The 11,801-nt window shown below is 63.2% G+C and carries 8 protein-coding genes; 2 read left to right on the forward strand and 6 right to left on the reverse strand.

Annotated elements, in window-relative coordinates:
* Positions 1 to 253: 253 nt before the first annotated feature.
* The 6 genes from FJ954_RS04295 to FJ954_RS04320 form a co-directional block, all read right to left on the reverse strand.
* A complete protein-coding gene (locus FJ954_RS04295; protein ID WP_010913128.1) occupies positions 254 to 745 on the reverse strand; it encodes a universal stress protein in 492 nt (163 codons plus the stop codon).
* A gap of 92 nt (positions 746 to 837) precedes the next feature.
* Complete coding sequence (trpS, locus tag FJ954_RS04300) at positions 838 to 1,905, reverse strand: tryptophan--tRNA ligase (RefSeq protein WP_140660535.1); 1,068 nt, start codon at positions 1,903 to 1,905, stop codon at positions 838 to 840.
* 172 nt (positions 1,906 to 2,077) lie between these two features.
* Positions 2,078 to 3,685, reverse strand: coding sequence for a murein biosynthesis integral membrane protein MurJ (gene murJ, locus FJ954_RS04305; protein ID WP_140614904.1), 1,608 nt, complete (start codon positions 3,683 to 3,685; stop codon positions 2,078 to 2,080).
* A 46-nt stretch (positions 3,686 to 3,731) separates the two neighbouring features.
* Positions 3,732 to 6,533: a [protein-PII] uridylyltransferase gene (locus FJ954_RS04310; protein WP_140660536.1), complete on the reverse strand. Its 2,802-nt coding sequence runs from the start codon at positions 6,531 to 6,533 to the stop codon at positions 3,732 to 3,734.
* A gap of 89 nt (positions 6,534 to 6,622) precedes the next feature.
* Positions 6,623 to 7,426 carry a glycosyltransferase family 25 protein gene (locus FJ954_RS04315; protein ID WP_140660537.1) on the reverse strand — a complete coding sequence of 268 codons (804 nt, stop codon included), beginning with the start codon at positions 7,424 to 7,426 and terminating at the stop codon, positions 6,623 to 6,625.
* Positions 7,427 to 7,748: 322 nt separating this feature from the next.
* Positions 7,749 to 8,561: a glycosyltransferase family 25 protein gene (locus FJ954_RS04320; protein WP_140660538.1), complete on the reverse strand. Its 813-nt coding sequence runs from the start codon at positions 8,559 to 8,561 to the stop codon at positions 7,749 to 7,751.
* Positions 8,562 to 8,763: 202 nt separating this feature from the next.
* Between FJ954_RS04320 and FJ954_RS04325 the strand changes: the two genes are divergently transcribed.
* Positions 8,764 to 11,277, forward strand: a complete 2,514-nt coding sequence (locus FJ954_RS04325; RefSeq protein WP_140660539.1) for a heavy metal translocating P-type ATPase — start codon at positions 8,764 to 8,766, stop codon at positions 11,275 to 11,277.
* Between the two features lie 43 nt (positions 11,278 to 11,320).
* Positions 11,321 to 11,713, forward strand: a complete 393-nt coding sequence (locus FJ954_RS04330; protein ID WP_140614900.1) for a DUF305 domain-containing protein — start codon at positions 11,321 to 11,323, stop codon at positions 11,711 to 11,713.
* The last annotated feature ends 88 nt before the right edge of the window (positions 11,714 to 11,801 follow it).

An 11,801-nucleotide genomic window follows, 5' to 3' on the forward strand; every position in this document is an offset into this window, starting at 1 on the left:
CAACTAGTTTGGAATAGTTCTAAATAGGCTCTATCGGCTGGACATTCAAGCGAAACGCATCGCCGGAACGGCTGGCTGGCGGAATGTTTTTGCGACTCATGCCAAGCACTGTGAAGTGTGTCGAGATTCGGGTCAGGCCGAATCGAAAATGATGGTTTCCGAGAACCGGAGCGGAGCGTACTTAAGCACGTGAGCACCGGAAGCGCAGGAAGCCGCCATTTGCAGGCCGGCATCACCCGAATGTCGATACACTTCAGGCGAGGCTGTCGATCTCCTCATCCGACAAATTCTGCGGCACCACGGTCACCGGGATCGGAAAGGCAGCACCTTTGCCTGCCACGGCACCGACCAGCGGTCCCGGACCTTCCTTGCCGGCGCCGGCCGCCAGCACGAGGATGGCGATGTCCTGGTCTTCCTCGATCAGCTTGTGGATCTCTTCCGTCGGCTTGCCCTCACGCACCACCATCTCCGGTTCGATGCCGAGCTTCTGCCGCACCTTGTTGGCGTAGCCGTCCAGTGCGGCGCGCGCCGTGGCGTTCGCCTCCTCGCGCATGATCTTCTCGACGCCCAGCCAGTGCTGGAAGTCGTCCGGTACGATGACATAGAGCAGCACCAGCGTGCCGCTGGTGCTCTGCGCCCGCTTGGAGGCGTAGGCGACGGCGCGCTCGCATTCCGGCGTGTCGTCGATGATCGTCAGGAATTTCCTGCGGTGACCGGCTTCGCGGCTGAGGCGTTTGGAGACCATGTCTATCTACTCGGTGTCTTTTCGGCCGCAATCTGCCACCGCCGCTGACCGGCGGCAAGCCGCCGGCTTTGTGCGAGTGTTGTGCGCCGCGATCAGCCCTGCAGCAGCCCGATAATGTCGCGCACCGTCTTCATCGTCGTTTCGGCGAGTACGCCGGCGCGTTCGCCGCCATCCCGCAGCACGGCGTCGACATAGGCGCGGTCGCCCTGGATGCGGCGCATCTCGGTGGCGATCGGCGCCAGCCTCTCCACCGCGAGATCGGCCAGCGCCGGCTTGAACACAGAGAACTGCTGGCCGCCGAATTCCTTGAGCACATCGGCCTTCGACATCTCGGCGAGACCGGCATAGATGCCGACCAGGTTCTCCGCCTCGGGCCGGCTTTCCAGCCCGTCGACCTCGCTCGGCAAGGCCTCCGGGTCGGTCTTGGCCTTCCGGATCTTCTTCGAGATGGCGTCGGCATCGTCGGTCAGGTTGATGCGCGACAGGTCCGACGGGTCCGACTTCGACATCTTCTTGGAGCCGTCACGCAGCGACATGATGCGCGCTGCCGGCCCGCCGATGACCGGCTCGGTCAACGGGAAATAGCCGTTCACCATCTCCTCGCCTATCCTCATCTCGACGCCGACGCCAAGACCGGCGATGCGGTCGGAGAAATCGTTGTTGAATTTCTGCGCGATGTCGCGTGTCAGTTCCAGGTGCTGCTTCTGGTCCTCGCCCACCGGCACATGGGTGGCGCGATAAAGCAGGATGTCGGCCGCCATCAGCGAGGGATAGGCAAGCAGGCCCAGCGAGGCGTTCTCGCGGTCCTTGCCGGCCTTGTCCTTGAACTGCGTCATCTTGTTCATCCAGCCTATGCGCGCCACGCAATTGAAGATCCAGGCGAGCTCCGCGTGCTGCATCACCCGCGACTGGTTGAAGACGATGTGCTTCTTCGGGTCGATGCCGGAGGCGAGGAACGCCGCGGTGATCGACCGCGTCTGGTCGGCAAGGTCGTCATGGACAAGCTGGGCGGTCAGCGAATGCAGGTCGACAACGCAATAGATGCAGTCGGACGTATCCTGCAGGGCGACGAATTTCTTGATAGCGCCGAGATAGTTGCCGAGATGCAGATTGCCGGTCGGCTGAACACCGGAGAAGACGAGTGGCTTGAAGGCGGACATGGTTTTCCTCATGGCTTGTGGAGGGCCGTATAAGCGTGATTCCGAAAAGTTGCGGACTTTTCGGAGCCAATCATGCGGCTGGAAACCGCGCGCGGCGAAAGTCTGCGACGGCGCGCTTATGGACGAGAGCGCGGGCGGGATCAAGACCGGCCAAGCGGGATGCTCGGCCGATCTATTCGTCGAGTTCTGATTTTGCCACGGACGGGCCGGCTTCTGTCCTCCGGCGCCCCACATTGCGCCGGATCATGCCGAAATCGGCGCCGCCGGTGGCGAAAGCGGTGACGAAATAGAGCAGCGCCCCGCCGGCCACCAGTGCCAGCACCGTCGTCGCCTTGACGACCAGCGGCGAGCCGGGGCCGATCCTTGTGGCCAACAAATGTTCGGCGAAATAGAGGGCGACACCCATGACCACCGCCGACAGCACCAGCCGTGGGATGCGCCTCAACAGCGGCACGTCGCGGCCCCAATGGCCGCGCCGGATCAGCACGGCAAGCAGCATCAGCGCGTTGACCCAGCCGGCGACGGCGGAGGCCACGGCGATGCCGGGTGCACCCATCCTCGGGAACAGCGTCAGCGCGGTGGCGACGTTCACCGCCACGGAGATTGCGGCGAAGATCATCGGCGTGCGCGTATCCTCGCGGGCGAAATAGCCTGGGGTGAAGGCCTTGATCAGCACGAAGGCCGGCAGGCCGAGACCGAAGATCGCCAGGATCGCCGCCACGACAGGTGTCGAATGGTTGGCGGCGAACGCGCCGCGCTCATAGACCAGCCGCACGATCGGCTCCGCCATCACCCAGAGCGCCGCCGCCGCCGGCAAGGTCATGAACAGGGTGAATTCGACGGAGCGGTTCTGCAGATTGGCTGCCTCGATCAGATTGCCTGACTTCAGCGCCCGCGACAGTTCGGGCAACAGCACGATCGCCACCGCGACGCCGACGACACCGAGCGGCAACTGGTAGACGCGGTCGGCATAAGCCAGCGAGGACACGGCACTGTCCTGCGCCGAGGCGATGGCCGTTCCGATCAGCTGGTTGATCTGGGTGATGCCACCGGTGATCGCCGCCGGCAGCGCCAGGATCAGGAGCCGCTTCACGTTCGGCGTCATCCGAGGCCGGCGGAAGCCGATCGAGATGCCCGCATTGCGCACCGCCACCCAGACGATGGCGAGCTGCACGACGCCGGCCGCCAGCACGCCCCAGGACAGGCCGAAGCCGACAGCGTGTGCATCCAGTCCGTGGTACCAGGCATAGCCAAGCACGCTGATGAGGATGATGTTGAGGAACGCCGGCGCGATTGCCGCGGCGAAATAGCGCCGCAAGGAGTTCAGCATGCCCGCCATCATGGCGGCGAGGGACATGCAGATCAGATAAGGGAACATAATCGTCGCAAGCGTGACGGTCGTCTCGAACTTGCCCGGCGTGTCGGCAAAGCCCGGCGCCACCAGGTAGCGCACGATCAGCGGCATCGCCAGTTCCATAGCGATGGTCAGCGCCAGGAGCGCGGTGAACAGCACCCCGAACACCTCTTCGGAAAAACGCTTGGCGCCATCGGTGCCGTGCGTCTCGATCTCCTTGGCGAACAGCGGCACGAAGGCGGCATTGAACGCGCCCTCGGCGAACAGCCGGCGAAAGGTGTTGGGGAACTGGAAGGCGGCATTGAAGGCGTCCGCGACCGGTCCGGTGCCGAGTGCGGCCGCCATCAGCATCTCGCGGCCGAAACCGAGCGCACGGCTCATCAGCGTGCCGGACGCGACGGTAGCGAATTTCTTGACGAGACTCATGCGTTCGCAAACTGCTTGTGGGATCGGAAGAAGGGGATGATTGCCGTCACTCGGCGGCTGCCTTGGCCTTGCCGCCGCGTTCGAGCGCTACACCCTCGAGCGTCGCAATCAGCCGGTTGCGGATGGTGGCGATGCGGGCCGGGTTGTCGATCTTCTGGCCGGTCAGGTCGGTGACATAGAAAGTGTCGATGACCTTCTCGCCGAAGGTGGTGATATGCGCCGATGCGATGTCGAGCGACAGGTCGGACAGTGTTCCGGTGATTTCCGACAGCAGGCCGGGGCGGTCGAGCCCCTCGACCTCGATCACCGAAAACCGGTTCGATAGCGCGTTGCGGATTTCGGCGCGTGGCGGGATCTTGAAGACCTTGGATCCGCGCCTTGGCTTGGTGCGTTTCTCGATCATCTCCGGCAGCCAGCTCTTGCCCGACAGCACGTCCTCAATCAGCCGGCCGACACGCTCGGCGCGCCGGCGTTCGTCCTCGTCGCGGTCGAATTCCCTCGAGATCAGGATCGTGTCCAGCGCGCGGCCGTCCGACGTGGTGAAGATCTGCGCGTCGACGATGTTGCCGCCGGCGCCGGCGCATGCCCCGGCGATGACCGAGAGAAGACGGGGGTGGTCCTGCGCCAGCACGGTGATTTCGGTCACCGCCTCGAATTGGTGGGTCTTGACCATGGTGGCGAGCTTGTTGCCCGCCGCGTCCGCCTCACGGATGAACTCGGCGTGGCGAAGCTGGTCCGGCAGGTCCACGGTCAGGAGGTAGTTTTCATAATGCAGCCCGACATAGCGCTTGCGCGCCTTGTCGGGCCAGTCGGCGAGCGCCTCGGCCAGGCGTTCGCGCGCCGCCGCCGTGCGTTGGGCGCGCGAGACTTCCGAAAAGCCGCCGGTCAGCAGCAGTTCGGTTTCGTAGTAGAGCGTACGCAGCAACTGGCCCTTCCAGCCGTTCCACACGCCCGGTCCGACGCCCCTGATGTCGCAAACGGTGAGGATCAACAGCATCTTCAACCGCTCGACCGATTGCACGATCGAGGCGAAGTCCTCGATCGTCTTGCGGTCGTTGAGGTCGCGGGTCTGCGCCGTCATAGACATGACGAGGTGGTTCTCGACCAGCCAGGCGACAGTTTCCGTATCGGCCGGCGAAAGCCCCATATGCGGGCAGATCCGCCTTGCGATCCTGGCGCCGGCCTCGGAATGGTCCTCTGGTCTGCCCTTGGCGATGTCGTGCAGCAGGACGGCGACATAGAGCGCCTCGCGGCTTTTCTTCAGCCCGGGCATCAGCGCATGCGACAGCGGATGCACCTTCTCGCCGTCGCCGCGCTCGATCTCGGCCAGCACGCCGATGCAGCGGATCAGGTGCTCGTCGACCGTGTAGTGGTGGTACATCGAGAACTGCATCATGGCGACGATCTTGCCGAAATCGGGGATCAGCCGGCCCAGCAATCCCGCCTCGTTCATCCGCCGCAGGTTGAGCTCGGCGTTGCGATCCGAGGTCAATATGTCGAGGAACAGCCGGTTGGCTTCCTCGTCGCGCCTGAGCGACTTGTTGACCAGGCCGAGCGAACGGGTGAGGAGTTTCAGCGCATCGGGATGGAATTCCAGCCCGTGCTTGTCGGCAAACCAGAACAGCCTGAGAAGATTGACCGGGTCGCGCTCGAAGACGCCGTCGTCGGCGATGTTGATGCGATGGTTGTCGACGATGAAGTCCGACGTGCCGGCAAGCTTGCGCTTGCGGCGCTGGAAGGTGAGGAAGATGCGGTTGAAGCCGGGAACATGCTTGGCCTGCTCCTCCTCCAGCGCGGCGCAGAAGATGCGGGTCAGGTCGCCGACATCCTTGGCGACGAGGAAATAGTGCTTCATGAAGCGTTCGACCGCCGACAGGCCGGGATGGGTCGTATAGCCGAGCCGTTCGGCGATCTCGCGCTGAATGTCGAAATGCAGCCGCTCCTCGGCCTTGCCGGTGAGGAAGTGCATGTGGCAGCGCACCGCCCACAGGAAATCCTCGGCCTTCTGGAACTCGCGGTACTCGGCTTCGGTGAAGACGCCTTTTTCGACCAGTTCCTCGCCGGTGCGCACCCGGTAAAAATATTTGCCGATCCAGAACAGCGTCTGCAGGTCGCGCAGGCCGCCCTTGCCGTCCTTGACGTTGGGCTCGACCAGATAGCGGCTTTCGCCGGCCTTGGCATGGCGCTCGTCGCGTTCGGCAAGCTTGGCCTGCACATATTCCGGGCCGGTCGTGCGCACCACCTCATGGTCGAAGCGCAGCATCAACTCGTCATAGAGCTTGCGTTCGCCCCACAGGAAACGGGCTTCCAGGATCGAGGTGCGGATGGTGATGTCGGTGCGCGACAGCCTGAGGCACTCATCGATGTTGCGGGTGGCATGGCCGACCTTCAGCCCCATGTCCCACAGCATGTAGAGCATATATTCGACCGTCTGTTCGCCCCACGGCGTCTGCTTGTAAGGCAGCAGGAACAGAAGGTCGATGTCGGATCCCGGCGCCAGCGTGCCGCGGCCATAGCCGCCGACGGCAACGACCGCCATGCGTTCGGCCGAGGATCGGTTCTTCACCCGGTAGACATGGGTTGCGGCAAAATCGTAGAGCGAGCGGATCAGCTCGTCCATCAGGTGCGACAGCCGTTCGGCGCAGGCATTGCCGCCGCCATCTTGTCTCAGCATGGCCTCGGCTGTCTTGCGGCCCTCGGCGAGACGCCCCTTGAGAAGCTGAAGGACGGCCGAGCGGATGGCCTTGCTGGAACCGTCGCCGGCGCTGGCCGTGGTCAGCGCGGTCATCTCGCGGCGCAAGGCTTCGCCGTCGATCAGTTCATCGAGCTTCAGGGAGATTTTCGCCATAGATATCGGTTGGCCTTGCCTTTTGGGCGGCGTCTATAGCGTGTTTTCGCGGCGCTGGGTATGGGCCTGCTGTCAATCCCGCAAACGCTCTAGTCGTTTGCCTCGACTGGAGCGAGCGGGACGACAATCTGCCGCCGTAGCCTGCAGAGATCGGTGATCTGCCGCGCTGCCCGGCTGGCCTCCCTGCGGATACGCGCGAGTGCCCGTATCCTGTGTCCATTGGCGAGCCCGCTCGCGACCCACTCGGCCTCCCGACCCTGTTCGAGCAGGCTCGGTAACCTGTTGCCCACGAACTGGTCCTGCGCACAGAGCGCCGGAACAAGCTGGTAGATCGTCTTGCCGGTCGAGATCGCGAATGTGGGATCGAAGATGAGATTGTCCACCGCCACATTGACATCGGCGGTTGTCTCGAGAAGGGCGCGTGCCATCTGCCGGGAGAGCAGGTATCCGCCCGTCCCTATATGGTTCTTGCGGAGCCTGAACAGGGAAAACCCGCCGCCGACGGGAAACCTCTCCCGCTGGATCACGGTTGTGTGGAAGAATGTCTCGAGCTTGACGACATCTGCGTCGGCGGGAATCCAGCTCGTATCGGCAAGCAACGTACCGGCTTTCGCGGAAAACACCATGTCGTCCTCGAAGATGGCGCCGTAGGGCGCTTCATCTTGCGCGATGATGGCCCAGCAGGCGCGATGGCTGTGCAAGCACGCGATCTCGCTGCCGGACAGACGTCGCACCGCATATCGTGCATGCTGGCGCTGCAGCGCGAGGTCTGGCCGGTCCCTTGCATCGATTGCGGCAACCCGCTCGAATCCGAGGCCGATGCGCGCAAACTCCGCCGTCATATGGGCGAGCCGGTCGGGGGATCTATCGAGGTTGATGACCAGACACTTCATTTCTTTAACAAAACTTTTTTCTTATGGCGCTCTATAGCACATGCGGAACCAGAGTTTTTATTTATGATAAGGACTTGGTTTTTGTAAATAAACAGGGAAACACGGATGTTTACCATCTCCTGGCTGGAATCACTATCGATATTTTGGATAGAACAGGATTCAATTTCTGTGTCCGCTCGCCACACGGCAAGGTGGAAGCAACGCGGAGCTCTATATTTATCTTGGCAGGCTTTGGAGCTTCCTGCCATAGATGTCGGTCGGGCTTGCCTTCGGGCGGAGCTCAAGCGCATTCCTGCGGCGCCGGATATGGACTTGGCGGCCGTCAGGCAAGATTAGTCGGCTTCCCAGTCGTCTCGAAGGGGACAACGATGTGTCGCCGGCCTCTGCAGAAGCCGAGAACCCACCGCACTGTCCGTCCGCCTTCGCTCATAATTCTTTCAGCCGCCGGCCTTCTGCGTTTCGCGACAAGCTCATTGCCGGTTCTTGCGGCATCCCGCTCCTCCCCAAGCAGGCTTGGCAGTCGGTCGCTGACGAACTGGTCCTGCACACACAGCGCAGGGACGAGCTGGTAGATCGTCTTGCTGGACGAGACTCCGAACGCCGGGGTGAAAAGTAGATCGTCGGCGGTGATATTGATCGTTTCGGTCGCTTCGAGGAGATCGCGCGCGGCCTGTCTGGAGATGATGTAACCCCCGGTCCCCGGATGGTTCTTGTAGAGCCTGAACGCGGAAAAACCATGACCGGTGGCGATCCTTCGTCGGTGAATGAGGGTCTTCTTGAAGTACGTTTCCAATTTGACAATGTCGGCATCTGGCGGAATCCAGCCGTCGTCAGCAAGCAACGGACCGGCCTTTGCTGAAAAAACCACGTCGTCCTCGAAGATGGCGCCGTAGCGAGCCTCGTCCTGCGCCAGCATCGTCCAGCAGACGCGGTGGCTGTGCAGGCAGGCGACTTCGCTGCCCAACAAACGCCGGGACGCATAAATCGGATGTTGCGGTTGCTGCCCGAGTTCAGGGTGGCTACGTGCATCGACCGCCGCAACGCGTTGGAACGCGACGCCGATCCGGGCGAACTCTGCACTTATGTGTGCAAGTCGGTCCGGGGACCGATCTAGGTTTATGACCAGGCACTTCATTGTCGACAAAGGTCCAGCGCGATGGGCGGCGAACGATATATTAGAAGCGGCGCGCTTTTTAGTGTGGGCGCGCGGTTGTGTACAGTTTTCGCCATTTGGTCAATCCGCTGGGTTCGGAGAACCGAATTCAAAACAGCCCTTGACCTTCCAGTTACTGGAAGCACTACCTCTGCCTCGAAGCAGGTCCATTGAGGCATTAGAAATGACGCATTCAGATCACGATCATCACACGCATGGCGCTCATGGCGGCTGCTGCGCGGCAAAGGGCACGGGCGGAGATTCGGATGCGGTTCTGCGCGATCCGGTCTGCGGCATGACGGTGGAGCCGCCCGCCGGCAAGCCGACATTCGAGCATGGCGGCCGCCTCTATCATTTTTGCAGCGAGCGCTGCCATTCGAAGTTCCAGGCCGAGCCGGACCGCTACCTGACCGCCGTCGACCCTGTCTGCGGCATGATCGTCGACCGCGCCGACGCCAGGTATTTCGTCCGCCATGAAGGCCAGGGCTTCTATTTCTGTTCCGCCGGCTGCAAGGCGAAGTTCGAGGCAGCGCCGCAAACCTATCTCGGCGACAGGCCGGCGCCGGCGCCGATGCCCAAGGGCACGCAATACACTTGCCCCATGCATCCGCAGATCATCCGCGACAAGCCCGGCTCCTGCCCGATCTGCGGCATGGCGCTCGAGCCCATGGGCGTGCCGACGGGCGATGAAGGGCCGAATCCCGAACTGGTCGACTTCACCAGACGCCTCTGGGTGAGCGCGGTGCTGTCGGTCCCGCTGCTGATCGTCGCCATGGCGCCGATGATAGGCCTGTCGCTTGAGGGCCTGGTCGAGGATCGCGCGAAGGTCTGGATCGAACTGGTCCTGGCGAGCCCGGTGGTGCTGTGGGCCGCTTTCCCGTTTTTCCATCGCGGCTGGGACTCGATCCTCAACCGCAGCCCCAACATGTGGACGCTGATTTCGCTGGGTGTCGCCGCCGCCTATCTCTACAGCGTCGTCGCCACGTTCTTCCCGGACATCTTTCCGCATCAGTTTCGCGGCCATGGCGGTGCGGTGCCGGTTTATTTCGAGGCGGCCGCCGTCATCGTCGCGCTGGTCTTCCTCGGCCAGGTGCTGGAACTGCGCGCCCGCGAGAAGACCGGATCGGCGATCCGAGCTTTGCTCGACCTCGCGCCGAAGACCGCGCGGCGGGTCGCCGAGGACGGCGCCGAGATCGATGTCGGGCTGGACGAGGTCAAGACCGGCGATCGCCTGCGCATCCGTCCCGGCGATGCCGTCCCGGTCGACGGCACGGTGCTCGAAGGCCGCTCCTCCATCGATGAATCGATGATCACGGGCGAGCCCTTGCCGGTCGAGAAGGCCGAAGGCGACGCCTTGACCGGCGGCACGCTCAACAAAAATGGCTCGCTGATCATGCGCGCCGAACGGATCGGCGCCGAGACGACGCTGTCGCGCATCGTCGAACTCGTCGCCAAGGCACAGCGCTCGCGCGCCCCGATCCAAGGCCTGGCCGACCGCGTTTCCTTCTATTTTGTCCCGACCGTCGTCCTGGTCGCGATCGCCGCATTCGTCGCCTGGGCGATCTTCGGCCCCGAGCCCAGCCTGATCTTCGCCATCGTCTCGGCGGTTTCGGTGCTGATCATCGCCTGTCCCTGTGCGCTGGGTCTCGCCACACCGATGTCCATCATGACCGCCACCGGGCGCGGCGCGCATGCCGGCGTGCTGATCAAGGAAGCCGCCGCGCTCGAGCGCTTCGCCTCCGTCGACACGCTGATCGTCGACAAGACCGGCACGCTGACCGAGGGCCGGCCGAAATTGACCGATGTCGTGGCTGTCAGCGGCTTTTCCGAGGACGAATTGCTGAGATGCGCCGCGACCCTGGAAAAAGGGTCGGAGCATCCGCTGGCCGAGGCCATCGTCGACGGAGCCGGCCAGCGCGGCGTGAAGATCGCCGAGGCCGGCAGCTTCGAGGCGGTTACCGGCAAAGGCGTTTCCGGCACGGTGTCGGACAAGAAGGTCGCGCTCGGCAATACCGCGATGATGGCCGATCTCGCCATCGACGTTTCCGGGGTCCTGGCCAGCGTGGAAGCCTTGCAGGGCGATGGCAAGACGGTGATGTTCGTCGCTGTCGACGGCAAGCTGGCCGGCATCGTCGCCGTCGCCGATCCGGTCAAGGCGACCACGGCCGAGGCGATCAAGGCACTGCATGGCAGCGGGCTGCGGATCATCATGGCGACCGGCGACAATGAGCGCACGGCCAGGGCGATCGCTGGACATCTCGGCATAGACGAGGTTCGGGCAGGTCTGTTGCCGGAACAGAAGGCAGCGCTGGTCGAGGAACTGCGCGGCAAGGGTGCCGCCGTCGCCATGGCCGGCGACGGCGTCAACGATGCGCCCGCGCTTGCCGCCGCCGATGTCGGCATCGCCATGGGAACGGGCGCCGATGTCGCGGTCGAAAGCGCCGGCATCACCTTGGTCAAGGGCGACCTCAACGGCATCGTCCGCGCCCGAACCCTGGCCCAGGCGACCATCGGTAATATCCGGCAGAACCTGTTCTTCGCCTTCCTCTACAATGTGCTTGGTGTGCCGGTCGCGGCCGGCGTGCTTTATCCGCTCACCGGCACGCTACTGTCGCCGATGCTGGCGGCGGCGGCGATGAGCCTGTCCTCGGTCTCGGTGATCGCAAACGCATTGCGCCTGAGAACGTTGAAACTCTGAGATTAACCCCCAGATACGAAACCCAACCGACAGGAGACCATGAATGACCTTGGCTAAAAAACTCGTGCTGCTGCTGATGGCCGCCGGAATGCTGCTTGCCGTTTTCCTCGAAAGCGTGCCGGCGCAGAGCGAGGAGATGAAGCACGACATGGGTGCCATGGCCATGGGGGCGGAAAGCCCTTCCACGGCGGGCTACAAGGCGGCGATGGACAAGATGCATACCGACATGATGGCCTCCCAATATACCGGCAACGCCGATGTCGATTTCGTCCGCGGCATGATCCCGCATCATCAGGGGGCGATCGACATGGCCAAGGTGGAGCTTGCCAACGGCAAGGATCCGGAAATCCGCAAACTCGCCGAAAACGTCATCGCCGCGCAGGAAGCCGAAATCAAGCAGATGCAGGACTGGCTCGCTGCCCATCCGGTGAAGTAAGGTATCAACGGCGGCGACCGGAGAACCCGAGCTCCATCCTGGATTTCTCCGTATGCTTGTGATGCCATGCGCCTCGATCGCTTACCCA

Source organism: Mesorhizobium sp. B2-3-15 (assembly GCF_006442875.1).
Lineage (GTDB): Bacteria > Pseudomonadota > Alphaproteobacteria > Rhizobiales > Rhizobiaceae > Mesorhizobium > Mesorhizobium australicum.